Genomic DNA, 26,532 nt, shown 5'->3' on the forward strand with positions numbered 1-26,532 from the left:
CCCATGTCACAGCTGTTCCGTGGATTGACCCAGTCACGCTTCGGGCGTCAGGACGCGTCACTCGTCACCCGCAGACAGGCGTTGCGGCTCGCCGGACTCTCCGCGGCCGGTCTCGCCCTGGCCGCCTGCGGTGTCCAGGGGCAGAAGGCCGCGCCTCCCCGGCAGAGCGAGATGGAGAAGTTCTGGGCGGGGAAGCAGAAGAACGGCAAGGTGGTCTTCGCCAACTGGCCGGAGTACATGCCGGAGGGCCGTGATCCGCTGAAGACGTTTCAGCAGGAGACCGGGATCGCCTGGGAGTACAAGGAAGTCATCCAGGACAACGCCGACTTCTTCGGAAAGTCCGAGCCGCAGCTGCGCGCCGGTCAGCCGCTGGGTTACGACATCGTCGTCATGACCAACGGCATCCATTTCACCAAGATGCAGCAGCTCGGCTATCTGATCCCCCTCGACCACGCGCAGCTCCCCAACTTCGCGGCGAACGCGGGGACGAAGTTCAAGAACCCGTCCTACGACGCGAACAACACCTACTCGATTCCGTTCCAGGCGGGGATCACCGGGATCGCGGTCAACACCGAGTTCGTGAAGGAAAAGATCACCAGTATTCAGTCCCTCTGGGATCCGAAATACAAGGGGAAGGTCGGCATGATGTCCGACACCCAGGAGATCGCCAACTTCGCGATGTTCGCGCTCGGCATCGACCCGGACAAGTCGACCCTGCCCGACTGGGAGAAGGCCGGGGCGAAGCTCAAGGAGCAGCGCGAAGCTGGCATTGTCCGGAAATATTACGATCAGTCGTATATCGATGCGGTGGCCCGCGGCGACATCTGGCTGAGCATGGCGTGGTCCGGCGACGTCTTCCAGCGGCAGCTCGCCGGCGAGCCGGTGGAGTTCGTCGTCCCCCAGGAGGGCGGGACGATCTGGGTGGACTCCATGATGATCCCCAAGGGCGCCGCCAACCCGGTCGACGCGCTCGCGCTCATGGACTACCTCTACAAGCCCGACACCGCCGCGCAGCTCGCGGAGTTCATTCAGTACGTCACCCCGGTGCCGGCCGTCAAGGACGTCCTGTCCGCCAAGGTCGGCAGTCTGAGCGGCGAGGACAAGAAGGCGATGGAGCTGATGGTCTCCAGCTCGGCGATCTTCCCCAGCGACGCGGACTACGCCCGGCTGCGCAGCTACAAGACACTGAGCAACGCCGAGGAGCAGTCCTTCCAGAACATCTTCCAGCCGATCACTCAGGGATAGGGCCGTGCGCGAGATCCGACTCCCCGAAACGGCGGCGCGATGAGGCGGGTACGGGCGGCGCTGGCGCCGTACCTGCTCGCCCTGCCCGGCGGCCTCTGGCTCGCCGTCTTCCTGGTGGTGCCGATCGCCACCATGGCCTCGGTCGCCCTGCAGACCGGCAACCTCATGGACGGCTTCAGCCAGACCTTCAACATCGCGATCTTCGGTGAGGTGTTCGCGCAGTACCACACGCAGTTCCTGCGTTCGATCGTGTACGGCGGCATCGCGACGGTCATCATGCTGGTCGTCGCCTACCCCATGGCGTACTGGATCGCCTTCAAAGCCGGTCGCCGAAAATCGGTCTACCTCTTCCTGATCCTGCTGCCGTTCTTCGTCTCCTTCGTCCTGCGGACGATCTCCTGGGGGTTCCTCCTCGCCGACGACGGCATCGTGCTCGCGCCGCTGCGCGATCTCGGCCTCATCCCCGACGACTTCCACATCCTCGCCACGACGACCGCGGTGATCGGGGGGCTGGTCTACAACTTCCTCCCCTTCATGGTGTTGCCGATCTACGTGGCGCTGGAGCGGGTCGACCCCCGGGTGATCGAGGCCGCCCAGGACCTGTACGCGGGGCGGTTCCAGGCCTTCGTCCGGGTCGTGCTCCCGCTCTCGCTGCCCGGGGTGTTCGCCGGGGTGCTCATGACGTTCATTCCGGCCACCTCGGATCCGGTCAACGCCCAGATCCTCGGCGGGACCTCGAACACCATGATCGGCAACATCATCTACACCGAGTACCTGGTGAACAACGACTATCCGGCCGCCTCGGCGCTCTCGTTCATGCTCATGGCGGTGCTGCTCATCGGCATCTTCGTGTACGCGAGGGCGCTCGGGACCGAGAACGTGATGGAGGCGGCCGCCCGATGACCACCGTCGCCCGCAAGGCCGGGACCGGGCGTGGGCGCCTGGGCGACCGGCTGCTGCACGCCTACACCTGGCTGATCATCGTATGGCTGTCCACACCGATCGCCGTGATGATCCTGTTCGGGTTCAACGACCGCAAGAGCCGCTCCAACACCTCCTGGCAGGGGTTCACCCTGGAGTGGTACCGGCGGCTCTTCGAGATCGACGGGCTCACCCAGGCTCTGATCAACTCTTTGCTCATCGCGGTGGCCGCCACCGTGCTGACCACCGTCATCGGGACGCTGCTCGGGCTCGCCCTGGGCCGCTACCGGTTCCGGGGCCGGGGGATCTCCAACTTCCTGATCTTCACGGCGATCTCCACCCCCGAGCTGGTCATGGGCGCCTCCCTGCTCTCCCTGTTCGTCTCGGGGAACCTGCAGCGCGGCCACGCCACCATCGTCATCGCCCATGTGCTGTTCGCCCTCGCGTTCGTCACGGTGACGGTCCGGGCCCGGGTGGTGGGGCTCGACCCGTCCCTGGAGGAGGCGGCGCGGGACCTCGGGGCGAGCACCTGGGACACCTTCCGGCTGGTGACCCTGCCCGCGATCATGCCCGGCGTGGTGGCGGGCGGCCTGCTCGCCTTCGCCCTGTCCATCGACGACTATGTGGTGACAAGCTTCGTCAACGGCTCCACCTCCACCTTCCCCCTGTGGATCGTCGGCTCCGTCAAAGTGGGCATCCCTCCGCAGGTGAACGTGATGGGCACGCTCATCTTCGCCTTGGGCGCGGCTCTCGCCATCGTCAACGCGGTCGCCTCCCGCCGCAAAGCGTGACCTCGCCGATCGGGTGAGGGTGAGGAGGTCGAATGGATCCGGCCAAAGGGATCAAGGACGCGGAACGGCGGGTCTACTGGCTCGACGATCCGCGCGGCCGGTCGGAGTCGCCCCGGCTCGACGGCGCCGCCGAGACCGACCTGCTGGTGATCGGCGGGGGATTCACCGGGTTGTGGACCGCGCTGCTGGCCAAGGAGCGGGACCCCGGCCGGGCGGTGACCCTGATCGAGGGACGCCGGATCGGCTGGGCGGCGACCGGCCGTAACGGGGGGTTCTGCGCGGCGAGCCTCACCCACGGCATCGGCAACGGGCTCGCCCGCTGGCCCGGGGAGATGCCGGAGCTCCAGCGCCAGGGGCTGGCCAACCTGGACGAGATCGAGCGGACCGTCGCGCGCCACGGGATCGACTGCGACTTCCGGCGCTCCGGCGAGATGCATGTGGCGACCGAGGCGTGGCAGGTGCCGGAGCTGGCCGAGGAGGCGGCGGCCGCCCGGAGCCTTTGCGGCGGGGACACGATCGAGGAGCTCGACCGGGACCGGGTCCGAGCCGAGGTGGATTCGCCCACCTACCTGGCCGGGCTGTGGGATCGGCGGGGGGTCGCGATGATCGACCCGGTGCGGCTCGCCTGGGGGTTGCGGGACGCCTGTCTCTCCCTCGGGGTCCGCGTCCACGAGCGGACCCCGGCGCTCGACCTGCGCGCGGCGGGGGCTTCGATGGCGGTCCGCACGCCCGGGGGAGGGATCCGTGCCCGGCAGGTCGCCCTGGGCACGGGCGTCTTCGCCCCGCTGCTCCGGCGGCTCCGGCACCTGGTCATCCCGGTCTACGACTACGCCCTGGTCACCGAGCCGATCCCGGAGCGCCTGCTCGCCTCGGTGGGGTGGCGGAACCGTCAGGGCATCGGGGACTCGGCCAATCGGTTCCATTACTACCGGCTCACCCACGACAACCGAATCCTCTGGGGCGGATACGACGCGATCTATTACAACGGTGGTCTGATCAAGGGTGCGCACAACCAGCGCGACCGGACGTTCCTGACGCTGGCCGAGCACTTCTATCAGACGTTTCCCCAGCTCGACGGGGTACGGTTCAGCCACCGCTGGGGCGGCGTGATCGACACCTGCAGCCGGTTCTCCGCGTTCTTCGGGACGGCGTACGGCGCACGCGTGGCCTACGCCGCCGGGTACACCGGGCTCGGGGTCGGGGCGAGCCGGTTCGGGGGGAACGTCATGCTGGATCTGCTCTCGGGGACCGCCACCGAGCGGACGCGCCTGGCCATGGTCCGGCAGACCCCGATCCCGTTCCCGCCCGAGCCGATCCGGTCGGGGGTGGTTCAGCTGACCCGCTGGTCGATCGCCCGGGCGGACGAGGACCAGGGCCGCCGCAACCTGTGGCTGCGCACCCTGGACGCCTTGGGCGTCGGCTTCGACTCGTAGCGGCGGTTTCCCGCACGACATTGATCATCCGGGCATTGTCGGAAAACGCGGCGTCAGAGTCGTTGAATCCAGCAATCTCTATGTAAAGATGTGGGCTGATGACGGAGATTGGCACGGTGGGAGTGCCTGCCGAATCACTTGATTATGCATTTATGCACAATGTCATGGAATATCCCTCTAGATGATGAGGAAAACCATCCCCAGGTTGAGGATCGGGTGGGCCGGACGGGTGACCGATTCGCCGTCCCCGGGCCGGAAGGCCGACTGATCGCGGAGGATTCTCCGGATGGGCGATCCTTCGCCGCGGTCCTTGGATCGGAGGGATCGTTGAGGAGGCGGTATGGATCAGAAGTTTAGCTATTGTGCGCTTCCGCCCCAGTCGGAGCCCGTCATTCCTCCGGGGATCGGGCATGATCGGGCACGCGCAATTCTCCAGTTCAGCGCTAAATGGGTGAACGGTACGGCTCTGCATTATTACTTCTTCGACCGGAAAGAAGACGGATCCCAGGTCCGCTTCACCAACGGCACGTCCCGATTCGTCACCTGGGTCGGCGCCGAGGCTCAGCGGCAGGTCGTCCGGGACGCCTTCCAGGTCTGGAAGGACCTCGGCATCGGGCTGGAGTTCCGCGAGGTCTCCGATCGCAACCAGGCCGAGATCAGGATCGGGTTCATGGATTTCGACGGCTCGTGGTCCTACCTCGGCCGGGGGATCCTGCAGGCGGGCGTGAACGAGCGCACCATGAACTTCGGCTGGGACCTCACCACGCCGTACGGCCGTACCACCGCGCTGCACGAGATCGGGCACACGCTCGGCATGCCGCACGAGCACCAGAACCCCTTCACCGGCATCCAGTGGGACGAAGAGGCCGTCTACGCCCACCTCGGCGGCCCGCCCAACAACTGGACGCGCCAGCAGACCTTCCACAACGTGCTCCGCAAGCTCAACACCCAGGAGGTCTCGGGCTCGACCTGGGACCCGAACTCGGTGATGGAGTACTCGTTCCCGCCCGGCCTCATCCTCGCGCCGGAGAAGTATCGCAATGAGGGGATAAGCCCGCCGGGCACCATCTCCCCGGTGGACGCGGAGTACATCCGGCAGTGGTATCCGCCGCTCGCACCCGAGGGGCCGCCGCCGCTGAAGCCGTTCGAGTCCGTCCCGCTCGACCTCGCCTCCGGGCAGCAGGCGGACTTCTCCATCGCCCCGGAGGCCACCCGCGACTACACCTTCGGCACGTTCGGTTCGACCGACGTGGTGCTCGTCCTCTTCGAGCAGGTCGGCGACGAGCTCCGGTACGTGACGGGGGACGACGACAGCGGCGCCCCGCGGAACGCGACGCTGAAGCAGAAACTCTTCCAGGACCGCAGATACGTCCTGCGGATGCGTCTCTACTCCGCCTGGCAGTCGGGCAAGTCCGCCGTCATGTACTGGTGATCGGCCGGAGCCGTTCCCACGTGGGGCCGTCCCACGTGGGACGTCTCACGCCGGTACGGCGACGGTCAGCCGGCGCAGGCACCGGCGGAAGGCGTACACCGAGATCGCCAGGGCCGCCCCGCTGACCACCGCGACCGCGCAGGTGCGGATCACGAGGTAGGCGCCGATGGACTGGCTCAGCAGCAGCCAGATGCTCATCGCCGAGTTGGCGAGCAGGACGAAGGCCCAGAGCAGGGTGATCCGCGCGAAGAACCGCCGTACCCGGTGATGCCGGAGTACGGCCGAGGGCAGATGGATGTAGTCCAAGGTGAGCTTCTGGACGAGCGGCCTGCGCAGCCGTACCGAGGCGAGGAACGCCATGCTGATGCAGATCGTGCCGAGTTCCGGTTGCAGGAAGTAGACGACCTCGCTCCCGGTCCAGAACCCGAGGGCCGCCCGGGCGGTGATCGCGATGGCGGCGAGCACCATCGTCCCGGGCACCGGGCGGCGCAGGATGAGCCGCCAGGCGACCCCTCCGTAGACCCAGCAGACCGCGGCGACGAGGGCACCGGTGAGTCCGAGGACCGCCAGTGCCACGTAGAACACCACCAACGGGGCGATCACCCCTTCGAGGACGCGGGGTATCGCCTGCTTCACCAGCGCGGTGACGCGGGGGAGGGTGACAGGGGGGACGGGCATGGGACTCCACCAGGGGGCGATCGTGCCGGATGGGCGACCGTCCCCTCGCACGACCCGGCTCGCGGCGCGCGAGCCTGGCCGGGAAGCTGACAATGGGCCCGAGCGCTTACCGTAGCCCAAACTCCTGTATCACCAACAAATAGATCTACGATTAGTGACAGGACACCATAACTGAGGTCAAAGTGACGAATGTTCCGTACGCCGGAGAGCGATGACACAGACGAGCCCGATGACCGCGCTGACCGGGATGACCACCGTCGGATCGGCGAATTCCGCGGCCGCCCCGGCGACGGCGAACCCCAGGCCCTGCCAGAACATCAATCCTGCGGACTGCAGACTGAGGGCGCGGGACCGCAGGTTCTCCGGGGCCGCCTCGATAAGCCGCCGATCGAGGCCGAGATGGTGGGCGAAACCGATACCGGAAACCGCCAGGATCGCGATCGACAGCCATAGTCCGGGTTCGGTGGCGAACATGAGCTGGGGCAGGAACACGCATACGGCCAGCGGGATGATTCTCCGGATTTTCAGCCAGACCCCGAACAGCTCCCCGATCACGCTTCCGATCGGCATCGCGGTCAGGAAGAGGCCGAGGGCGAAGGTGTCGAAGCCCTGCGCGCGGGTGTACGGGACCGCGAGCGCGGAAGGGAAGATCGCGAGTGCGGGGACCCACCAGCCGAGGAGCAGAATCCGCCGGAGCGGCGGGACCGCCATGACCCGGCGCAGACCTGAGAGGGAGTCCCGCAGGAGTGACCCCTGGGTTTCCTTCTTGGTCGCGCGTTCCTTGGTGCCGAACCGGAGAACCGCGGCGGAGAGCAGGAAGCAGGCGCCGACGATCAGGAGTGCGAGGTGCGGCTCGATCGCGGTCAGCAGGAGACCGGTGAGGGTGAATCCGGCCATCAGGGTCAACTGCGCGACGAGCCGGAACAGGCTGCGGCCGGGGATGTAGGCGTGATCGGGGAGCACGTCGGGAAGGGTGGCCGATCGGGCTCCGCTGAACACCGGGGCGACGAGTCCCACACAGAACGCGAGGAGGAGCAGGACGACGATGGGGATGCCGGGAATCGCCATGGCACAGGAGAGCAGCGCGGTGACGAGGTTGGAGCCGACCAGGAGCCGCCGGATCGGGACGCGGTCCACCAGGGCGTTGAGGAGCGTTCCGCCGAACAGGTGTGGGGAGAAGCCGAGCGTGAAGACGAGCGCGGAGAGGAACGGGGATTGCGTCCGCTCGTACACGAGCACCATGAGCGAGAACTCGGTGATCACCGTCCCAAGCATGGAGACCACGTGGGATATGAAGATCGCGCGGAATTCCGGGATGGCCAGTGCGTCGCGGTATCGCCCATCAACGGATGTCTGGGTCACGCGCTCACCGTGGCTGTTCTAGGATCACAGCGCGAGTGATTCATCTAGAAACGAATGAAATATGGCATATAGGCTGCTATTCACGGACGAGGACCTGCTTTTCAGCAGATTTGCGATATCTCCGTTATGGGAGACTGTCGCGGCGGTCCGTGTCATCCATGATGTACGACGGCACGCCTTTCATCTGGCTTGGCTGAAAGATGTCAAGGAGCAGCTCACCCGACTTGACCTGAGCCCGATTATCGCGCTTCAGCCATTACGGGGGGAAACGCCCGATTTTCTGTCGCCACCTCCGGCCCGGCCCGCCATCGAGATCGAGGAGGAACTGGAGACGGTACGGGCGGTGCCCGCCGAGACCGTCGTCTCGGAGTTCCGTCGCACCCTCGCCGACCAGCGCGATCCGGCGGCGCGAGCGCTGATCGAGAAGCTGCTTGAGGACCCGGCGGCCTCCCGGGATCAGCTCGTCGACCTCTGCGCCCGGTGCTGGAAACTGTTGATCCACCCCTACTGGGGTCGTATCCGCCGGCTGCTCGAAGCCGACATCGCCCACCGCGCCCGGACCCTGACCGAATACGGACTGGCCAGGGTCTTCACCGACATCAACAAGAAGCTCACCTACCAGGACGGGATCCTGAGCCTGTCCGACCACTACGTCCGGGAGCGCCTGGTCGGCGGGGTCGGCGTCGTGCTGCTGCCGAGCGTCTTCATCTGGCCGTCCACCGCCGTCATCTCGGCCTCACCGTGGCAGCCGACCATCTCCTACCCGGTGCGGGGGGTGGGCGACCTGTGGCGGCAGCCGAGCGCGGGGTCGCCGGAGGCGTTGGAGCGGCTGATCGGCCGTACCCGCGCGATGATCCTCGCCGGACTCGACCGGCCGACGTCCACGACGACCCTGGCGGAGCAGTACGGACTGAGTCCCAGTGGGGTGTCCGCGCATCTCACGGCGTTGCGCGACGCCGGATTGGTCTCCTCCCGCCGCGATCGCCACCAGGTTCTCTACTTCCGTACCCCGCTCGGCGACGCTTTGCTGCAACGGTGAGGCGGATCCGCTGTCACCATGGGTTCCGCCCGCCGCAATCAATCGGGTGAGGCCGGAGACGGCACCGTCGCCCGCGGGAGGCCGATCGGGGGTCTTCAGACGCGCTGACTCCCAGCAGACGATCAGCACAAGGACTAAATCCTCCAAGCCCCTACATATCTCGAAACCATGCCGCATAACGGAACGTGGGTGCCATAATCCGTTGGGCTGACCCTGAGAAGCCGACTGGGGAGTCAACGTATGCGTAGCGTGACGATCGCCTTCGCCGTACTGGACGAGGTCGCCGTCCACCAGCCGGTCGGGGTCAGCGAACTCGCCCGCCTCCTCGACCTCCCCAAGAGCACGGTGCAGCGGAGCCTGCGGGTGCTGGCGGAGGTGGAGTGGATCCGGCCGTCCAAGCACGGGGAACAGACGAGGTGGATGCTGACCAGCCGTCCGCTGGTGATGGCGGGGCTGCTGCAGCGGCGCGAGAAGACCCTGCGCGCGGCCGCGACACCGATCATGCATGAGCTCGGACGGCAGACCAAGGAGACGGTACGCCTGATGGTCCACGACCGATCGTGGATGGTCCTGCTGGACAAGGTGGAGAGTACGCAGCCGGGACGGAGCCTGACCTGGATCGGAGCGCAGGCGCCGATCCACGCGAGCGCGGCCGGTCTGGTGCACCTGGCCTATCTGCCCGAGGAGCGGGTGGAGCCGATCGTCGCGGGCCGGCTCGAACGCTTCACCGAATCCACCGTGACCGAGCTCCCGGCGCTGCTCGCCGCACTGGAGGAGGTACGGGCCCGCGGGTACGCCGTCAACGCGGGAATGTGGCGCGACGAGGTCAACGCCGTGGGGGCGGCCGTGCTGGACCCCGAGCGGCGTCCTATCGCGGCCATCACCGTGTCGACCCCGGCGCAGCGGCTCCCCCGGCGCCTGTGGCCGCAGTACGGGGCGATGATTCATGAGGCCGCGATGCGGATTTCTCGCGAAATGTATGACTAGACGGGACGGGTTGATCGGCTCGCGTTCGGAAAACTCGCGATGTATCGTGAACGCATGCTCAACCTGCCGCCCGACGAGGTCGCCTCCACGCTCGCCGCACGAAGCGAGCTGGGGTCACAGTATGACAAGGCGCTCGCGGAGAGCTTTGTCGAGCGGGTCGGCGAGGAGATCGACAAACGGGTCGACGCCCGGCTGGCCGCCTCCGGTGCCGCCAAGCGCCCAAAGTCGAGCCACGGGGCGGCGGTCGGGCTCGCACTCGGCTCCATGGGCATGGGATTGGTGATCACCGCGATCGCGCTCGGCGCCGCAGGTGGGTTCGCCGGTGTCCTCGTCGTCCTCATCGCCTGGATCGCGATCGCGGTGGTGAACATCAGCTTCAACAATTCGCGTTCCTGATCAGCCGTAGCTGATTAATCAGACTAAAGCCGCATTTGCCTACAATCCATCTGGTCATTGCGGGCTAAATCCCATGGTCTCTCAGCGCGCCGCCGTCCCTTGGTCGTAACCTTCGGCGCAAGCCTGTTCCCGATCCACGGAGCAGGGGCTCTTTTGCGTGGAGGCAGCCGTCATGGGCCTCGGACTTCTTCTCTCGATCCTCGCCAGCCTGCTCTTCGGATTCATCGTCGGCGCCGTGGTCACCCGCCCACGGCGCTGGGTGGGTTACGGCTGCGAACACCGCTACCACGACCTGGCCGGCGCCCCGGTCCGACCCCGCCTGGACGAAGCCGCGGACGGGGTGGGAACCGGCGCCACCCGCTGACCGACCCGGCCCGGCGGCATTTCACCGAGCCGGTGCAGCCATCCGTGTCGACCGACCGTCGGCCGACCTCGGTTGCATCAGCACGGGTACGGCCACCGCAGTCCGTGACATCCTTCGACACCGTACGCCGATGGTCCGTACGGCCGCCGCGGGGGACCGGGCTGGGCCGAGCGTCAGCGGTTGAGGCGGTGGTCCAGCGCGGTGTGCCGTCGTCCGGCCCCGACGGTCCGTACGGCCACCGCGAGCGCGCGGCGGGAGCCGACCAGGACCACGAGCTGCTTCGCCCGGGTGACCGCGGTGTAGAGCAGGTTGCGCTGAAGCATCATCCAGGAGCTTGTGGTGATCGGGATGACCACGACCGGATACTCGCTCCCCTGTGAACGGTGGATCGTCACCGCGTAGGCGTGCGCCAGCTCGTCGAGTTCGTCGAAGGCGTAGTCGACGGACTCGTCCTCGTCGGTGAGCACGGTGAGCTTGTGGTCCTCCGCCGACAGGTCGGTCACCACGCCGACCGTGCCGTTGAACACCCCGGCGGCACCCTTGTCGTAGTTGTTGCGGAGCTGGGTGACCTTGTCGCCCACGCGGAAGACGCGGCCGCCGTACCGGCGCTCCGGCTGTCCTTCGCGGGAGGGGGTCAGGGACTGCTGGAGCAGGATGTTGAGGTTGCCCGCCCCGGCCGGTCCGCGGTGCATCGGGGCCAGCACCTGGATGTCCCGCCGGGCGTTGAAGCGGAACTTCCGGGGGATCCGCCGCGCGACGATGTCGACGGTGAGCGCGGCGGTCGCCTCGGCGGGATCCTCTTCCGGCTCACAGGCGAAGTAGTAGAAATCCGGATAGCCCGTGAGGTGGGGTGACGAACCGGAGTTGATCCGGTGGGCGTTGACCACGATGCCGGACTGCTCCGCCTGACGGAAGATCCGCGTCAGCCGTACCCGCGGGATCGCCGGGGAGGCGAGCAGGTCGCGCAGCACCTCGCCGGCGCCGACCGAGGGGAGCTGGTCCACATCGCCCACCAGGAGCACGTGGGCACCGCGGGGCACCGCCTTCACCAGCTTGTTCGCCAGGATCAGATCGAGCATCGAGGACTCATCGACGACGAGCAGGTCGACGTCGAGGGGGTTGTCGCGATCGTAGGTCGGGTCGCCGCCGGGCCGGAGCTCCAGCAGGCGGTGGACGGTGGCGGCCTCGTGCCCGGTGAGCTCGGAGAGCCGCTTGGCCGCCCGCCCGGTCGGCGCCACCAACGTGATCTTGGCTCGCTTGGCCTTGGCCAGCTCCACGATGGAGCGGACGGTGAAGCTCTTGCCGCACCCGGGACCCCCGGTGAGCACCGCGACCTTGGAGGTGAGCGCCAGTCGTACCGCCTCCTCCTGCTCGGGGGCGAGATCGGCGCCGGTACGGCCGCGCAGCCAGGCGAGGGCGCGCTCCCAGTCGACGCCCGCGAACTCCGGCATCCGGTCCTCGGTGGTGCCCAGCAGGTCGAGCAGCCCGGAGGCGAGCGAGCGTTCGGCGCGGTGGAAGGGGACGAGGTAGACGGCGGGCACGGTGGGCGGAGGTTCGTCGGCGGGCTGCGCGGGGGAGCCGCCGACCGGTACGTCCTCGCGGACCACGCCCTCGTCGGCGACGAGCTCGGTGAGGCAGGGTGCGATCAGCTCGTGCGGGACGTCGAGGATCTTGGCGGCGTCGGCGACCAGATTGGGGTCGGGGAGGAAGCAGTGACCGTTGTCGGCCGCTTCGGAGAGGGTGTACTGGAGGCCCGCCTTGATCCGCTCCGGACTGTCGTGCGGGATGCCGACCGAGCGGGCGATCGTGTCCGCGGTCTTGAAGCCGATGCCCCAGACGTCGGAGGCGAGCCGGTACGGCTCGTTCTTGACGACGGAGATCGACGAGTCGCCGTACTGCTTGAAGATTCGGACGGCGAGGGAGGTGGAGACGCCGACCCCTTGGAGGAAGACCATCACCTCCTTGATCGACTTCTGCTCCTCCCACGCCTTGGCGATCATTTTGGTGCGCTTGGGGCCGAGGCCGGGGACCTCGATGAGCCGGGCGGGGGACTCCTCGATCACCTCCAGGATGTCCGTGCCGAAGTGGCCGACCATCCGCTCGGCCATTTTCGGGCCGATTCCCTTGATCAATCCCGAGCCCAGATAGCGCTGAATACCTTGAATGGTGGCGGGAAGTATCGTGGTGTAGGAATGGACTTCGAACTGTTTGCCATATTTTGGGTGAGATGTCCATCGACCGGTGAGCCGCAGACTCTCGCCGGGCTGGGCGCCCAGCAGCGGCCCGACCACGGTGAGCAGATCGGCCCCGCTTCGGTCGGCGGCCACCCGGGCGATCGTGTACCCGGTCTCCTCGTTGGCGTAGGTGATGCGTTCGAGAACCGCTTCCAGGACGGCGGCGGACGGGGCACTGGACACGCCTGACATTCTGCCCGACCAACCGGGCGCCGAGGGTCGTTTGACCCAGGCCTCGCGAGGCGGCCGATGGGATGTCGCTCAGGGTCACCGCCGAATCCCACTAGGGTCATATATTACTATTTGAGGTAAGTGGGTAACCTATGGTTACCACTGGGGGATTGTGGCTTGATCTGATCGGGGGATCATCGTGAAGGCTCAGACAACCCTGCACCGGTGACGGCGATGTCGGTTTACCTCTGGCCGCGATCCATCCGCGGGCGGATCACACTGATCGTCGGCGTCATCACCGCGCTGCTGCTGATTCCGCTGACCATCGGAGTGGATCTGACGGTCCGCGACGTCATCACCCGCCACATCTTCAACGACGCGCATCTGGCGGCGGCGCGGACGAGCACCGCGATTCCGGCCATGATCTCCCGGATTCCGGAGACGGTGCACGGGATCAACCTGATCCAGGTGGTCGACAAGGACGGCCGGGTCATCGCCGCCAGCAAGGACGCCTCGCCCGTCAAGCCGATGAACACCGTCCGCCCGTCGGCGACGGATGGGACGTGGAACCTGCTCACCTGTGACAACGGTACCTGCCTGATGCTGGCGGCGGTCCGGGTGAACGTCGGGCCGGACTCCCCGGTGGTTTACGCGGGCAAGGTCCGGCCGCCGATTCTGGCCGGCGGGTTCATCGAGGCCGTGAGCGTCGCGGCGGCGGCCGCGCTGACCGGCCTGGTCAGCTGGTTCACGTGGGCGGTGACCGGCCGGACCCTGGGACCGGTGCGGGCGATCCGCGCCCAGCTCGCCGAGATCAACGAGAGCGACCTGAGCCGCCGGGTCTATCAGCCTCCGGGCGAGGACGAGGTGGCGCTGCTGGCCAGGACCGCCAACGCCACCCTGGACCGGCTGGAGCGCGCGGCCGAACATCAGCGGCGGTTCGCCTCCGACGCGTCCCACGAGCTCCGCTCGCCCATCACCGGGCTCCGCCTGGAGCTTGAGGACGCACTCGACCACCCGTACGACACCGATTTGATCGCGACGTTGAAGGCGGCGCTCCGGGACACCGAGCGGCTGGAGGCGATCGTCACCGACCTGCTGCTGATGGCGCGGATCAGCACCGGCGGCGTCGCGGACAAGGAGCGGATCGACCTCGCCGAGCTGGTCGCCGCGGAGCTAGGCACCCGCCACCCCCAGGTGGAGATCCGGACCCGTCTGGTGAAGGGAACGGACGTCGTCTGCGCCCGGATGCAGATCGCCCGCGTCGTCACCAACTTGATGGACAACGCCGAACGTCACGCCCGGGGCCTGGTGGAGGTGGAGGTACGACCTGACGGCCCCTTCGGTCTGCTCAGCGTCACCGACGACGGGTCGGGCATCCCCCCGGAGGACCGCGAACGGGTGTTTGAGCGGTTCGTCCGGCTGGACGAAGGGTGGCGGCTGGACGAGCGGGGGAGCGGTCTCGGCCTGGCGATCGCCCATGACATCGCCGCCGCGCACCAGGGCACCCTCAAGGTCGAGGACGGCCCCGCAGGCTGGGGCGCCCGCTTCGTCCTGCGGCTCCCCCTCGTCCGGGAATCGGCTAGGGGGTGACCAGGAGGGCGTCGCCCACGGTCCGCTCGCGCCCGTCCGAGGGGCGGTTCCGCACCTTGTTTCCGACGACCATCGTGGTCGAGCCGCCGCCGTCGAGGTTGATCGCCTCCCGTGCGCCGAGCCAGAGCATGAGCCTGGCCGCCTCGTGCATCGTGGCGCCGACGCTCGACTCCGGCTTGCGCCCGTCGACCGTCACGAGGATGAGCCTGCCGCCCCGGCCGACCCCCGCCAGGGTCCGCGGGTGGCGCCGGACGAGCATGTTGAGCGAGGCGTGCCCGTTGGTCTTGGCGTTGATCCAGGTTTTTCCGTTCCGGACGACGGCGATCCCCCCGCCGACGATGTGGGTGGTCGGGTCGAGGGTGATCCGGCGCTTGGCCCGCAGGTCCACCACACTCGTCGTGACCTTCAGGGTCGCGCCCACCGCGACGTTCTGCTCCAGCCAGGCGACGCCCTCGCCGACCCCCTGGATCACGCTGCCGCCTGCGGGGACCTTGCCGCCGCGGGGCCGTAGCTCGGTCACGGTCCCCGCCGCGTCCAGCACGGCCTCGGTCCCGTCGCCCGCCGGGGTGGCGACCCCCCATTCCGCGGTGTACTGCATGATCCGGTCCGCCTCGACGGCCGGGCGGTTGACGCCGTCGACCCGGTGGTGACCACCGTTCGGGGTGTTCAGCCGGACCGTCGCCGACAGCTCGGTGACCTGGGCTTTCTTGCCACGCAGCACCAGTGCCGTCCGGCCGCTCACGCCTTCGCTGAGCAGTTTGCCCGCGACGACCGAGATGCCCACCGGCTCACCGCGCATTTCGGCCGGGGCGTGGATGTTGAAGAATCCGCCGTTGATCGCGGCGATCGCCTTGCGCGCCTTCGCCATCGACGTCGTGGTCTCCCGGGCGGCGACGCTCTTGCCGAGCGAGGCCTCGAATGCGCCGCCGAACCTCCTGGGGTCGACGGTGACGACCCGGAGATCCCACGGTCCCCCCGCGGTGTCGGCCCCGTCGTCGCCGAGGAAGTCCACCTTCGCGGGGATCTGGGCGTCGGCGAGCTCCTTCTGGAGGTCCGTCGCGAGCTTCTTCTCGGTGGGCCCGAACATCCCCACCCGGACCGTGTAGCCGGCGATCCTGGCCGGCGCGTCGGCGACCGCGCGCTGGTTGATCGGCTCGACCCGGGGTTCGAACCCGGCGGCGATCACCTCCTGCGCCTTGCTTTCTGCCATTGCGAGCGTGCCGTACTCCCGGCCGCGGTTGACGATGACCGACACCGTCCAGCCGTCGGAGGCGACGCCGTGCGTGTACTTGTAGAGGTCGACTCCCGGGCCGACCCGGGTGAGCGTCGCGGCCGTCTTGCCCTGCGGCCCGAGGGGGAACCGGGTCACCTCGACGACCACGGGTGGCGGCGGCGCCGAGGTCGCGGCGACGCTCTGCGGGGCGATCACCAAGGGGGCGGTGAACGTCGAGGCGGCGATTCCGGCGAACAGGGAGCGGCGCACCATGAAGTCATTCCTTCCATAGATTCGCTCCATCGTGTCGGCTCGACACGCCCGGCGAGGGCGATTCCGTGGAATTCGGCGGTGCTCAGGGGTGCTCTCGGCGGAACGACTCCAGGGCGAGGAGGGCGACGTGGAGCGACAGGCACGACTCGATGTCGTCCAGATCGGTGTTGAGGACCCGTTCGAGGCGGCGGAGCCGTTCGTAGAAGGCGGGGCGGGACAGATGGGCCCGCCCCGCGGCGACCGCCTTGTTCCGGCCGGACTCCAGATAGGCGGTGAGGATGCGGGTGAGGTCGCCGCCCCGGGAGGCGTCGTGGGCGAGGAGGGGTCCCAGCTCGCGCTCGGCGAAGGTCTGCAGGCGGGCGTCGTCGCGGAGCAGGTGGAGCAGGCCGCGGAGCCTGAGGTCGGGGAGGCGGTAGAAGGGGCGACCGTCCGGCCGCCGGACGGCGACGTCGGCGACCTGCTCGGCCTCGGAGAAGCTGCGGCGGACGTCGCGTACGGCGTCCACCAGCGAGCCCGCGGCCAGCACGAACGGCGGGGCGAACGCCGTACGGAGCCGGCCGGCCAGCGCGGTCAGGGTGGCCTCGGCCGAGGAGCGGGGCGGCAGGGGGAGCAGGACGCCGACCCGGCTCTGGTCGAGGGCGCCGACGAGCGCGGGCAGCCGCGCCTCCCGGCACGCCGCGGCGGTCGCCTCGGCGAGCTCGCTGAGCAGGGCTTGGGCGTCCAGGGTCTGCTCGGTGGCGACCTCGCGCAGCCGCAGGACCACCCCGAGCAGTTTCTTTCCGCTGAGCGTGACCCCCATGGCCCGGGCCCTGGCCGCGGCTTCGTCGGGGTCGGAGTAGGCGTGGGTGAGGATGCCCGCGATGATCGTCCCATGGGCCTGGCGCTCCAGGCTCTCCTGATGGCGTTCGAGCAGGCGGCCGAGGGCGAGGGTGGTGGCGGCCCGCTCGGCGAGCACGATGTCGCGCGGGCCCGGGGCCTGGTCGCAGAGCAGGATCAGCCGGCCCCAGTCCTGCCCCCGGGCGCCCACGGTGGTGACGAGCCAGCCGCTCGCCGGGTCGTAGGCGGTCCGCTCCGCCGGGGCGACGGTCCTCGATCTGATCTCCCAGCTCGCCAGCAGGGCCGACGGGTCCTGGTCGGCCGAGTCGCAGGCGAGCACCTGGTGGGCGAGGTTCTCCAGGATGCAGGGACGGCCGGAGAGCCTGGTGACCTGGGCGATCACCTCGGCGGGGGAGGCGCCCTCCACGGAGAGTTCGGTGAACACCTCGTGCAGCTGCTTGGAGGCGCGCAGCTCCTCCAGCTGGATGTCGATGATCCGGGCGTGCACCGACTCGGTGATCTGGACGAACGGGGTCTCCCTGGCCAGGGTGATCAAGGGCAGGCCGTGCTCCTCGGCGGCCTTCACCACTTCCAGGGGGAGTTCACCGACGAACTTGCGGCCTAGCTCCACGATGAGCCCGGAGGCGCCCACCTCGGCGAGTTCCACCACGTAGTCGACGAGCCGCTCGGGCTCGTCGGGCATGGCGATCCCGGTGGTCAGGATCAGCTCGCCGCCCTTGAGCAGGTGGGCGATGTCGGTGATCTCTCCGACGTGCACCCAGCGGACGCGGGTCTCCAGCCGGTCCGAGCCCGCGACGACCCGGGGGTTGCCACGACGCAGCGCGTCCAAGGCGAGGACGTCGGCCAGCGTGGGGAGCATAGGCCCGAGCGTAACCCACCAATGTGTAAGCGAGACCAGACGAGTGTTAGCAGTCTGTTATCCGATGTACATCATCGGACGCTACCGTTGCGCCGCCTCGGCCGATCAGCCGGGTGCCGACCGGTGGTCGAAGGCCGGCCTGTGCGCGGGCGCCGGGGGATCGGGGCGCAGGCGGGCCTCCAGGCCGTCGAGCACCGCCAGGAGCCCGAAGTCGAAGGAGACCGCCTCCTGCTGGGCCGAGGTGGTGTGCCCCAGGTCGTCGAAGCGGCGGAGAATCCGCCGGTGCTCGGGGGAGGCCGTCCGCAGTGCGGCCTTCACCGCGGCCATCCAATCCTGCTGGGTCATCCCGGAGCGGATCGCCGAGGTGTGCCACGAGACCTCCCCGTGCGTGGCCCCGATGACGTAGGCGGTGAGTGCCTGGAACGCGTAGTGCACCTGTAGCCCGGTGAACCCGGCCTTCTCCATGAGCGTCTGGACCCAGTCGGTCACCCGCACCGCGTTGGGCCCGAAGTCCGGACGGGTGTAGATGAGCGTGACCACCCAGGGGTGCTTGAAGATCATTTCACGGGTGCGGTACGCGAACACGTTGGCGCCCTCCCGCCAGGTGACCGTCGCCACATCGGGGAGGCGCACGGTCCCCCAGATCTCGTCCAGGACGAGCTCCAGCAGGTCGTCTTTGCCGGGGACGTGCCAGTAGAGCGAGGTGGCCGCGGAGTCGAGCCGGGTCGCCAGCCGCCGCATGCTCAGCGCGTCGAGCCCCTCGGCGTCGAGCAGGCCGATCGCCTCGCGCACGATCTGGGCGCGGCTCAACGCGGGGCCGCGTCCCGCGCGGGGATCGGCCGCCGTCCTGACCCAGATCGAGGTGAAGGGCTTGTGCGTCATGCGCCCAAGGATAAGAGCGAAACGCCTCGACGGCACACTGTACGATCCTGTCGTACAGTGTTCGAGGCATCGAATGCCGTACGAGAGCCGCACGAGAGAGGGCACCCCCCGTGAATCACCCCCGCCGCTGGTGGATCCTCGTGGTCCTATGTCTCAGCCTGATGGTCGTCGTCGTCGACAACTCGGTGCTCAACGTCGCGATCCCATCCCTGATCAGGGACCTCGGCGCCACCAACGCCGACATTCAGTGGATCATCGACTCCTACGTGCTCGTCTTCGCCGGGCTCCTGCTCACCGCCGGGAGCCTGTCCGACCGGTACGGCCGGCGGCGGGCGCTCGTCGTCGGCCTCGTGCTCTTCGGCGTGGCCTCCGCGGTGGCGGCGCTGGCCCGGACCCCGGAACAGCTGATCGCGGCCCGCGCCTTCATGGGCGTCGGGGGCGCGATCCTGATGCCGAGCACCCTCTCCATCCTCGTCACGGTCTTCGACGACCGGGACCGCAAGAAGGCGATCGCGATCTGGAGCGCCGTCGCCATGGTCGCCGTGATCGCCGGTCCGGCCTTGGGCGGGCTGCTGATCGAGCATTTCTGGTGGGGATCGGTCTTCCTGCTCAACATCCCGGTGGCGGTGGTCGCCTTGATCGCCGCGCTCGTGATCATGCCGGAGTCCACGGGCGGGCGGCGGCGCCTGGACCCGATCGGCGCGCTGCTGTCCATGGTGGGGATGTCGGCCCTGGTGTGGGCGGTCATCTCCCTGCCGCAGCACGGCTGGACGGACTACCGGACGCTCACGGCCTTCGGGGTGGCCCTGGTGGGGCTGACCGCTTTCACGCTCTGGGAGCTGCGCCGCAGCGAACCGATGCTGCCGCTCGCGCTCTTTCGCGACCGTGACTTCAGCGGCGCGAGCCTGTCGATCGTGCTGCTCTCCTTCGGCAGCGGCGGGCTGACCCTGGTGCTTACGCAGTATCTGCAGTTCGTGCTGGGTTACGGCGCCATGCAGGCCGGTTTCGCCCTGGCCCCCATGGCCGTGACCGCGCCGATCTTCAACGGTGTGGGGGTCGTGCTGGACCGGCGGATCGGCAGCCGCTTCACGATCGTCGTCGGGTTCGTCCTGATGGCGGCCGGGTTCGGGGTGCTGACCTCGGTCGACGGCTACCCGATCCTGGTGGCCGCGCTGATCGTCATGGGGATGGGCGCCGGTGTCGCCACCCCGGCCGCCTACGGCACGATGATGGGCGCCGTTCCGCGGGAGCACGCGGGGGTGGGCTCCGCGGTGAACGACACCGTGCAGCAGGTCGGGTACGCGATCAGTGTCGCGGTGCTGGGGAGCGTGCTCGCCGCCGCCTACCGCGCCGAGATGCCGGCCGGGACGCCCGCCCAGGCGCTCGACTCGATCGGGGCGGCGCTCGCGATCGGGGATCCCGGCCTCGCCGAGACGGCCAAGGACGCCTTCACCTCGGCCATGACGATCGGCTCGATCGTCGGGGCCGTCGCCGCCCTGGGAGCTGCCGTGGTGGCGTTCGCACTGGTCAGAGCAGGTAAGCCGAATGCACAGGCCGACTCGCAGGAGCCCGAGAAGGTAGGGGTCTGACCCCTGACAAACTGTGAAGCCATTCCGAGAAATACTGACACTGTGCTTGGTATGAGCATGCACCTGGACAAGTGATACTCAAGGCATGCCGACAGAGCCCTCCCCCGAGACCCCCGACCTGCTCGCCCGCCATCGCGCAGTGATCCCGAACTGGGTCGCCCTCTACTATGACGAGCCCATCGAGATCGTCTCCGGCCGCGGCAATCGGGTCGTCGACGCCACCGGCAAGAGCTACCTCGACTTCTTCGCGGGAATCCTCACCAACATGATCGGCTACGACGTGGCCGAGGTACGGGAGGCCGTCGAGCGTCAGCTCGCCACCGGTGTGGTGCACACCTCCACCGTCTATCTGCTGCGCGGTCAGGTGACCCTGGCCGAGAAGATCGCGAGGCTCTCCGGCATCCCCGACGCGAAGGTGTTCTTCACCAACTCCGGCACCGAGGCGAACGAGACCGCGCTGCTGCTCGCCACCTACGCCCGCAAGACCGACCAGGTGCTGGCGATGCGGCAGAGCTACCACGGCCGCTCCTTCGGCGCGATCGGCGTCACGAGCAACCGGTCCTGGAAGAACAACTCCTACTCCCCGCTCAACGTGCACTTCCTGCACGGCGCGGACCGGCACCTGCCGCAGTTCCGGGGGATGGGCGACGCCGACTACATCGAGGCGTGCACGGCGGACTTGAGACACGTGCTCGCCACCGCGGTGGGGGGCGACGTGGCAGCCTTGATCGCCGAGCCCATTCAGGGCGTCGGCGGGTTCACCACGCCCCCCGACGGACTCTTCGCCGCCTACCGCGAGGTCCTCGCCGAGGAGGGGATCCTGTTCATCTCCGACGAGGTGCAGACCGGGTGGGGCCGGACCGGTTCGGCGTTCTTCGGCATTCAGAACCACGGGGTCGTCCCCGACATGATGACCTTCGCCAAGGGGCTGGGCAACGGCTTCGCGGTGGGCGGCGTCGTCGCCCGCGGCGACCTGCTGGACGCGCCGCACGCGATCGGCCTGGCGACCTTCGGCGGAAACCCGATCTCCATGGCCGCGGCCAACGCGACGCTGGACTACGTCCTCGACCACGACCTCCAGGCCAACGCCCTCAAGACCGGCACTTTGATCATCGAGGGGCTGCGCGAGGCCGCCCCGCGCCTGCCGATCGTGAAGGACGTCCGGGGCAAGGGGCTGATGTTCGCCGTGGAGATCGCCGACCCCGCCACCGGCGCCCCCTCTCCCGCCCTCGCCACCCGGCTCATGGAGGAGACCAGGCGGGCCGGGCTGCTCGCCGGCAAGGGCGGCCTGTACGGCAACACGTTGCGGATGGCCCCGCCGCTCACCCTCACCCTCGACGAGGCCGCCGAGGGTCTGGGCATCCTGGTCGCCGCGCTGGAACTCGTCAACGCGGAGGCGTCGGCATGAAGCACATCACGCATTGGATCGGCGGCGCCCCGGTCGGCAACACGGCCGAGGGCAGGCGGGGCGACGTCTTCGACCCCGCCGTCGGCGAAGTCCGGGGCCGGGTGGACCTGGCGACCGAGACCGAGGTCGACGCCGCCGTCGCGGCGGCGCTCGCCGCATTCCCCGCCTGGCGGGACACCTCCCTGGTGAAGCGGGCCCAGACGCTGTTCGCGTTCCGTGAGCTGGTCCACACCCACCAGGGCGAACTCGCCGAGCTGATCGGCGCCGAACACGGCAAGGTCCGCTCCGACGCCCTCGGCGAGGTGGCCCGGGGGCTGGAGGTCGTGGAGTTCGCCTGCGGCATCCCCCAGCTGCTGAAGGGCGGCTTCTCGGAGAACGTCTCGACCCGGGTGGACTCCTACAGCATCCGCCAGCCGCTCGGGGTGGTGGCCGGGATCACCCCGTTCAACTTCCCGGCCATGGTGCCGATGTGGATGTTCCCGGTGGCGATCGCCTGCGGGAACACCTTCGTCCTGAAGCCGTCGGAGAAGGATCCGTCGGCGTCGCTGCTCATGGCCGAGCTCTGGCGGCGGGCGGGTCTGCCGGGCGGGGTGTTCAACGTGGTCCAGGGCGACAAGGTCGCGGTGGACCGCCTGCTGTCCCATCCGGATGTGCGTGCGGTGAGCTTCGTCGGTTCGACGCCCATCGCGCGCTACGTCTACGAGACCGGGACCGCGCACGGCAAGCGGGTGCAGGCGCTGGGCGGGGCGAAGAACCACATGCTGGTGCTCCCCGACGCCGACCTGGACCTGGTGGCCGACTCGGCGGTGTCCGCCGGGTTCGGCTCCGCGGGGGAGCGCTGTATGGCGATCTCCGTGGTGCTCGCGGTCGACCCGGTCGGCGACGAGCTGGTCGAGAAGATCGTTTCCAGGGTCTCCCGGCTCACCGTGGGCCCCGGGGACGATCCCGCCGCGGAGATGGGCCCGCTGGTCACCGCCGCCCACCGGGACAAGGTCGCCTCCTACCTCGACCTCGCCGCCGACGAGGGCGCGACGGTGGTGGTCGACGGGCGGGACACCCCGATCGCCGGGGGGAGCACCGCCGCGCGAACGCCCGGCTTCTGGCTGGGCCCGACCGTCGTCGACCGGGTGAAGCCCGGCTCGGCCGTCCACACCGATGAGATCTTCGGCCCGGTTCTGTCGATCGTGCGGGTCTCCTCCTACGAGGAGGGACTGCGCATCATCAACGAGTGCGAGTACGGCAACGGGACCGCCGTGTTCACCAACGACGGCGGCGCGGCGCGGCGTTTCCAGAACGAGGTCGAGGTCGGCATGATCGGCATCAACGTCCCGATCCCGGTGCCGATGGCCTTCTACTCGTTCGGCGGCTGGAAGGCGTCCCTCTTCGGCGACACGCACGTGCACGGCACCGAGGGCGTGCACTTCTACACCCGGGGCAAGGTCGTCACCTCGCGCTGGCCGGACCCCTCCCACGGCGGCGTCAACCTCGGCTTCCCCGTCAACGGCTGATCGGGTCCCGGGTGCGGGCCACACGGTGGGTCCGCGCCCGGTACGGCCTGCGGCGGCGGAAGCCCGCAGGCCGTACATCCGCGATGTGTACATCGTTTGTCCCCTGAGCGTCGCCTCGTCGAGGCGACGGGCGACGGCGCTTCAGGCGCCGGGTACGCCCTCGTCCTTATGGTCGTTTAACGCCTCTGGCCCGATAGTCCCCTGAAGCAGGGCAACGAGGAGGGTGTTGATCGAGCTCCGGCTCGCCGAAGGGGATTTCGGGTCCGGTGCCGTCCGGCAGTCGCTGTTCGCGCTGCAGGTCGGCCTGCTCCGGGAAAGCAGCCGGTTCCGAGCGTCAGGAAGGCGGCTCGATGGTCGATCAACCCCGACTCGGTGTTCAAGGCCGTCCGCGACGCGAGAGCACCAAGTCGGCCTGGCCTGGACCGCCGTGTTCCCACCGGGTGCCGAGTACCTGGCGGCCGGATGCGCCCCCGGGGCGCCGACGGCCGTACCGGATGAACGGGAATGTCTTTCCCATCCACCGATGAACTAGGAGATTCCTTCCATGAATGTTAGGTTTGCCTTGCCTAACTTGACCTTGGAGGCGTCTCATGGCCTATTCGGCGCTCGACCGGCTTCAGCTCAAGGTGGTCGGCAAGGTGGCGTCCCTGATGATGGCGATGCCGGCCCCACGGGAGCACCACGAGCAGTTCCGCATGACGGTCGTCCGCGCCGAATGGGCCGGGCCGCACATCAGGCGGATCACCTTCGCCGCCGAGGAGTTCACGGCCTACACGGTGACCGGGCCGGACGAGTACTTCGGCCTGATCATGCCGCCCCCCGGCGAGGCCGAGCCGGTCATGCCGCCCGAGCGGCTCAACGTACGCCAGGCCATCCAGAAGATGCCCGCGGATCGGCGGCCCGATCTGCGCTGGTACACGGTACGCGCCCACCGCCCCGAGGCGGGGGAGATCGACGTCGACTTCATCCTGCACGGGGACGCCGGGCCCGGCTCGCGCTGGGCCGGGGCGGCGGAGCCGGGGTGGGTCGCCGGGTTCCGGGCCGGCGGCTCCTCCTATCGGCGGGCCGCTCCCGGGGAACGGCAGCTCCTGGTCGCGGACGAGACCGGGATGCCCGCGCTCTCGGCGATCCTGGAGAGCCTCCCCGCGCCGGCGGAGGGGATCACGGCCCTGGTGGAGGTACCCGGCGAGAGCTACCGCCTGCCGGTGACCGCCGCCGTGGAACCGCGGTACCTGTATCGGGGCGAGGCGCCCGCGGGCACGCTCGCCCTGCCCGAATTGGCCGGGGAACCGATGGCCGATCTCGGCTACGCCTGGGTGTGCGGGGAGGCGGGCCTGGCGAGCGGGGTCCGGCGCCACCTGGTGAAGGAGCGCGGGGTGGACCGCCGCCGCATCATGTTCTCCGGCTACTGGAAGGTGGGCCAGGCCCGGCTCTGAGCGTGTCCCGCCGACCGGCGAGCATGTCCGCGGTCCGGGCGAAGACCGCCTCCCGCCGGTTCCGGGGGCGCCCCCGGTGATGCCACGTCCGGCGTGACACGGACGGCGGCGGCCCCTCTTGCCGTTAGTCTCGGTTGAGTCGGCGACGGGAGAGGCGGAAGGGCGTGAGCGTGGTGAGGGGAAGCCGTACGCCTGCCGCGATCGCGGGGCTGGTCGTCTGCCTCGCGGTCTCGGGCTGTGGGGTGGGTCCGGCGGAGGCGTCCGCCGCACGGGGAACGGTCTTTGTGGCCGGGCCGGGGGACGGCACCCCCGGTCCTCCGGTCGCTCCGAAACCGACGCCGACGACGACCCCGACCCCGCCCGCAGCGCTGGGTCCGCCGGAGTCGACGCTGAACATCGTGACGTTCCCGGGTTACGCGGAGCGCGGGGGAAACGACCCCAGGGTCGACTGGGTCACGGAGTTCGAGCGGGAGACCGAGTGCAAGGTCGGCATCCGTGAGGTCGAGTCGGTCGAGGAGATGGGCGCCCGCTTCGATCCCGAGGCGTATGACTACGATGTCGCATTGGTTCCGCCCGAGCTGGCGGATGAGTTGATTGCGGCGCGTCGAGTTGAACCGCTGAATTTCGCATTGATAGACGGATACGACGCGACTATTCCTCGGCTTCGCAATTTACCTGGGATAAAAGGGTACGGGGTCCCATTCGTCTGGTCGGTGAACCGGATCGCTTACCATACATCGGCGGTGAAGTCCGCGCCTGAAGACGCCCGTGGACTGTTCACGGCGGACGGTGGCGTGGTGATGCGGGATCATCCGCTGACGATCGCGGACGCGGCCCTCTATCTGCGGGACCGGCGGCCCGACCTGCGGATCTCCGATCCGTTTCAGTTGACTCCGGCGCAGCTGGAGGCGGCGGTGGACACGCTGGCGCGGCAGCGGGAGGCGGTCCGGTTGTACTGGCGTCGCGCGGTCGAGGTCGTGGAGGCGTTCGTGGGCGGCGAGGTCAGGGTGGGCCAGATGGCGCCGTATCACGCGCAGCTGCTGGCGAGGGCGGGGCAGCCGGTGAAGACGGCGCGGAAGCCGCCTGCGACCGGATGGGTCGACTCCTGGATGGTGGCGGCGCACACGTCCCGTCGGACCTGCGCGTACAAGTGGCTGAGCTGGACGGCCTCACCGGAGGTGCAGCGGCGTGCGGCGGCGTGGACCGGGACCGCGCCGGCGAACAGGGACGCCTGCGAGGGGCTCGGCGGCGAACTCTGTCCGGACATCCGTTCTGTGGAGTTCGCCCGGCGTCCCACCGCGGATTGCGGTGGCACGGGGCAGGGGTGCACCACGTATGCCACGTGGGCCACCCGATGGCTGGAGATCGCGAAGTGACGTGCTCCCTGGTGAAGGCCGGGGATTCAGCCTGTGCCGCAGGTGCGGCACTTCTGCGGCTTCCTGTTTCACCGACCCGTGCCACCGAGGTGGTCCTAGCAGGTCTCCGCAGGCTTTCGAGCGCCCGGCGGTCCCTGACGCGGTCACTCTGCCGAACGCCGATCCGCCCCCGGGGGCGAATCGGCCCCTCCCCGTTCCGCCACGCGGGAGAGTCCGCTTCACCTCCGGCCTGAAGGCCGGAGCACTGCGGGCGAACCCCGGTGGCGGACTCCGGGCGACCGGCCCCCGTGGCGTCGCCGATCGTCAGGGAAGCGCCGCGCGAGACCGTCGAGGGCGCGGTATCGAGCTGGGTTCCAGCAGGTCCGCGCACTCCCCGCAGGCGTAGACCGGATGGTTGTCGCGTAGCTGGCCCACTCGGACGCGGGGTCGGGGCCATCGTTTCAGGCAGACGACACACGCTTCTCCGTCACGCTGTGCACTTGTCAGGCCGTCGGGATCGAATGTCAGC

General features: G+C 68.8%; 21 protein-coding genes. 15 read left to right on the plus strand and 6 right to left on the minus strand.

The window, feature by feature from the left end; translation table 11 throughout:
- Positions 1–3: 3 nt before the first annotated feature.
- The 5 genes from RUR_RS07860 (at position 4) to RUR_RS07880 (ending at position 5,822) form a co-directional block, all read left to right on the plus strand.
- Positions 4–1,245, plus strand: a complete 1,242-nt coding sequence (locus RUR_RS07860) for a polyamine ABC transporter substrate-binding protein (RefSeq protein ID WP_283134246.1) — start codon at positions 4–6, stop codon at positions 1,243–1,245.
- 39 nt (positions 1,246–1,284) lie between these two features.
- The gene (locus RUR_RS07865; protein WP_283134247.1) at positions 1,285–2,148 is read left to right on the plus strand and encodes an ABC transporter permease; all 864 of its coding nucleotides are present in this window, start codon (positions 1,285–1,287) and stop codon (positions 2,146–2,148) included.
- Positions 2,145–2,957: an ABC transporter permease gene (locus RUR_RS07870; RefSeq protein WP_283134248.1), complete on the plus strand. Its 813-nt coding sequence runs from the start codon at positions 2,145–2,147 to the stop codon at positions 2,955–2,957. Before RUR_RS07865 ends, RUR_RS07870 begins: the two co-directional genes overlap by 4 nt.
- Positions 2,958–2,989: 32 nt before the next feature.
- Positions 2,990–4,390 (plus strand): NAD(P)/FAD-dependent oxidoreductase, encoded by a 1,401-nt coding sequence (locus RUR_RS07875; protein WP_283134249.1) that lies wholly within the window; start codon positions 2,990–2,992, stop codon positions 4,388–4,390.
- A gap of 451 nt (positions 4,391–4,841) precedes the next feature.
- Positions 4,842–5,822 carry a matrixin family metalloprotease gene (locus RUR_RS07880; RefSeq protein WP_283134250.1) on the plus strand — a complete coding sequence of 327 codons (981 nt, stop codon included), beginning with the start codon at positions 4,842–4,844 and terminating at the stop codon, positions 5,820–5,822.
- Positions 5,823–5,867: 45 nt separating this feature from the next.
- Here the strand turns inward: RUR_RS07880 and RUR_RS07885 are convergent, their stop codons facing one another.
- Positions 5,868–6,500, minus strand: coding sequence for a VC0807 family protein (locus RUR_RS07885; RefSeq protein ID WP_283134251.1), 633 nt, complete (start codon positions 6,498–6,500; stop codon positions 5,868–5,870).
- A gap of 177 nt (positions 6,501–6,677) precedes the next feature.
- Positions 6,678–7,862: an MFS transporter gene (locus RUR_RS07890; RefSeq protein ID WP_283134252.1), complete on the minus strand. Its 1,185-nt coding sequence runs from the start codon at positions 7,860–7,862 to the stop codon at positions 6,678–6,680.
- A 343-nt stretch (positions 7,863–8,205) separates the two neighbouring features.
- Between RUR_RS07890 and RUR_RS07895 the strand changes: the two genes are divergently transcribed.
- The 4 genes from RUR_RS07895 to RUR_RS07910 all read left to right on the plus strand — a co-directional run bounded on the left by RUR_RS07895 (position 8,206) and on the right by RUR_RS07910 (position 10,648).
- A complete protein-coding gene (locus RUR_RS07895; protein WP_283134253.1) occupies positions 8,206–8,901 on the plus strand; it encodes an ArsR/SmtB family transcription factor in 696 nt (231 codons plus the stop codon).
- 240 nt (positions 8,902–9,141) lie between these two features.
- Positions 9,142–9,888: an IclR family transcriptional regulator gene (locus RUR_RS07900; protein ID WP_283134254.1), complete on the plus strand. Its 747-nt coding sequence runs from the start codon at positions 9,142–9,144 to the stop codon at positions 9,886–9,888.
- A 54-nt stretch (positions 9,889–9,942) separates the two neighbouring features.
- The gene (locus RUR_RS07905) at positions 9,943–10,284 is read left to right on the plus strand and encodes a hypothetical protein (RefSeq protein ID WP_283134255.1); all 342 of its coding nucleotides are present in this window, start codon (positions 9,943–9,945) and stop codon (positions 10,282–10,284) included.
- A gap of 172 nt (positions 10,285–10,456) precedes the next feature.
- Positions 10,457–10,648: a hypothetical protein gene (locus RUR_RS07910; protein WP_283134256.1), complete on the plus strand. Its 192-nt coding sequence runs from the start codon at positions 10,457–10,459 to the stop codon at positions 10,646–10,648.
- Between the two features lie 173 nt (positions 10,649–10,821).
- Here RUR_RS07910 and recD2 read toward each other — a convergent pair whose 3' ends face one another.
- On the minus strand, positions 10,822–13,074 hold the full coding sequence (gene recD2, locus RUR_RS07915) for an SF1B family DNA helicase RecD2 (protein WP_428846980.1): 2,253 nt from the start codon (positions 13,072–13,074) through the stop codon (positions 10,822–10,824).
- Between the two features lie 213 nt (positions 13,075–13,287).
- Here recD2 and RUR_RS07920 point away from each other — a divergent pair, with 213 nt between their 5' ends.
- On the plus strand, positions 13,288–14,643 hold the full coding sequence (locus RUR_RS07920) for a sensor histidine kinase (protein ID WP_283134364.1): 1,356 nt from the start codon (positions 13,288–13,290) through the stop codon (positions 14,641–14,643).
- Here the strand turns inward: RUR_RS07920 and RUR_RS07925 are convergent.
- From RUR_RS07925 to RUR_RS07935, 3 genes are all read right to left on the minus strand, one after another.
- On the minus strand, positions 14,633–16,129 hold the full coding sequence (locus RUR_RS07925; RefSeq protein ID WP_283134258.1) for a phosphodiester glycosidase family protein: 1,497 nt from the start codon (positions 16,127–16,129) through the stop codon (positions 14,633–14,635). The two genes, RUR_RS07920 and RUR_RS07925, sit on opposite strands and share 11 nt — an antisense overlap.
- Before the next feature lie 82 nt (positions 16,130–16,211).
- A complete protein-coding gene (locus tag RUR_RS07930) occupies positions 16,212–17,825 on the minus strand; it encodes a PucR family transcriptional regulator (protein ID WP_283134259.1) in 1,614 nt (537 codons plus the stop codon).
- Between the two features lie 105 nt (positions 17,826–17,930).
- Positions 17,931–18,707, minus strand: coding sequence for a TetR/AcrR family transcriptional regulator (locus tag RUR_RS07935; RefSeq protein WP_283134260.1), 777 nt, complete (start codon positions 18,705–18,707; stop codon positions 17,931–17,933).
- Positions 18,708–18,817: 110 nt separating this feature from the next.
- Here RUR_RS07935 and RUR_RS07940 point away from each other — a divergent pair, with 110 nt between their 5' ends.
- The 5 genes from RUR_RS07940 to RUR_RS07960 all read left to right on the plus strand — a co-directional run bounded on the left by RUR_RS07940 (position 18,818) and on the right by RUR_RS07960 (position 26,024).
- Positions 18,818–20,296 carry an MFS transporter gene (locus RUR_RS07940; protein WP_283134261.1) on the plus strand — a complete coding sequence of 493 codons (1,479 nt, stop codon included), beginning with the start codon at positions 18,818–18,820 and terminating at the stop codon, positions 20,294–20,296.
- Between the two features lie 85 nt (positions 20,297–20,381).
- On the plus strand, positions 20,382–21,704 hold the full coding sequence (locus RUR_RS07945) for an aspartate aminotransferase family protein (RefSeq protein ID WP_283134262.1): 1,323 nt from the start codon (positions 20,382–20,384) through the stop codon (positions 21,702–21,704).
- Entirely contained in the window at positions 21,701–23,212 is a 1,512-nt protein-coding gene (locus tag RUR_RS07950) for a CoA-acylating methylmalonate-semialdehyde dehydrogenase (RefSeq protein ID WP_283134263.1), read from the plus strand. Before RUR_RS07945 ends, RUR_RS07950 begins: the two co-directional genes overlap by 4 nt.
- A 590-nt stretch (positions 23,213–23,802) precedes the next feature.
- Entirely contained in the window at positions 23,803–24,648 is an 846-nt protein-coding gene (locus RUR_RS07955; protein ID WP_283134264.1) for a siderophore-interacting protein, read from the plus strand.
- Positions 24,649–24,812: 164 nt separating this feature from the next.
- Positions 24,813–26,024 carry an extracellular solute-binding protein gene (locus tag RUR_RS07960; protein WP_283134265.1) on the plus strand — a complete coding sequence of 404 codons (1,212 nt, stop codon included), beginning with the start codon at positions 24,813–24,815 and terminating at the stop codon, positions 26,022–26,024.
- Positions 26,025–26,532: the final 508 nt, after the last annotated feature.

Origin of the sequence: Rhizohabitans arisaemae (assembly GCF_025996515.1) — a bacterium.
In the GTDB taxonomy this organism is placed as follows: Bacteria; Actinomycetota; Actinomycetes; order Streptosporangiales; family Streptosporangiaceae; genus Rhizohabitans; species Rhizohabitans arisaemae.

Bases quoted from the DNA above. Each gene is read 5' to 3' on its own strand.
- RUR_RS07935 (WP_283134260.1), bottom strand. From the start codon at position 18,707: ATGACGCACAAGCCCTTCACCTCGATCTGGGTCAGGACGGCGGCCGAT.
- recD2 (WP_428846980.1), bottom strand. From the start codon at position 13,074: ATGTCAGGCGTGTCCAGTGCCCCGTCCGCCGCCGTCCTGGAAGCGGTT.
- RUR_RS07860 (WP_283134246.1), top strand. From the start codon at position 4: ATGTCACAGCTGTTCCGTGGATTGACCCAGTCACGCTTCGGGCGTCAG.
- RUR_RS07905 (WP_283134255.1), top strand. From the start codon at position 9,943: ATGCTCAACCTGCCGCCCGACGAGGTCGCCTCCACGCTCGCCGCACGA.
- RUR_RS07910 (WP_283134256.1), top strand. From the start codon at position 10,457: ATGGGCCTCGGACTTCTTCTCTCGATCCTCGCCAGCCTGCTCTTCGGA.
- RUR_RS07885 (WP_283134251.1), bottom strand. From the start codon at position 6,500: ATGCCCGTCCCCCCTGTCACCCTCCCCCGCGTCACCGCGCTGGTGAAG.
- RUR_RS07870 (WP_283134248.1), top strand. From the start codon at position 2,145: ATGACCACCGTCGCCCGCAAGGCCGGGACCGGGCGTGGGCGCCTGGGC.
- RUR_RS07955 (WP_283134264.1), top strand. From the start codon at position 23,803: ATGGCCTATTCGGCGCTCGACCGGCTTCAGCTCAAGGTGGTCGGCAAG.
- RUR_RS07950 (WP_283134263.1), top strand. From the start codon at position 21,701: ATGAAGCACATCACGCATTGGATCGGCGGCGCCCCGGTCGGCAACACG.
- RUR_RS07875 (WP_283134249.1), top strand. From the start codon at position 2,990: ATGGATCCGGCCAAAGGGATCAAGGACGCGGAACGGCGGGTCTACTGG.
- RUR_RS07930 (WP_283134259.1), bottom strand. From the start codon at position 17,825: ATGCTCCCCACGCTGGCCGACGTCCTCGCCTTGGACGCGCTGCGTCGT.
- RUR_RS07945 (WP_283134262.1), top strand. From the start codon at position 20,382: ATGCCGACAGAGCCCTCCCCCGAGACCCCCGACCTGCTCGCCCGCCAT.
- RUR_RS07900 (WP_283134254.1), top strand. From the start codon at position 9,142: ATGCGTAGCGTGACGATCGCCTTCGCCGTACTGGACGAGGTCGCCGTC.
- RUR_RS07925 (WP_283134258.1), bottom strand. From the start codon at position 16,129: ATGGTGCGCCGCTCCCTGTTCGCCGGAATCGCCGCCTCGACGTTCACC.
- RUR_RS07920 (WP_283134364.1), top strand. From the start codon at position 13,288: ATGTCGGTTTACCTCTGGCCGCGATCCATCCGCGGGCGGATCACACTG.
- RUR_RS07865 (WP_283134247.1), top strand. From the start codon at position 1,285: ATGAGGCGGGTACGGGCGGCGCTGGCGCCGTACCTGCTCGCCCTGCCC.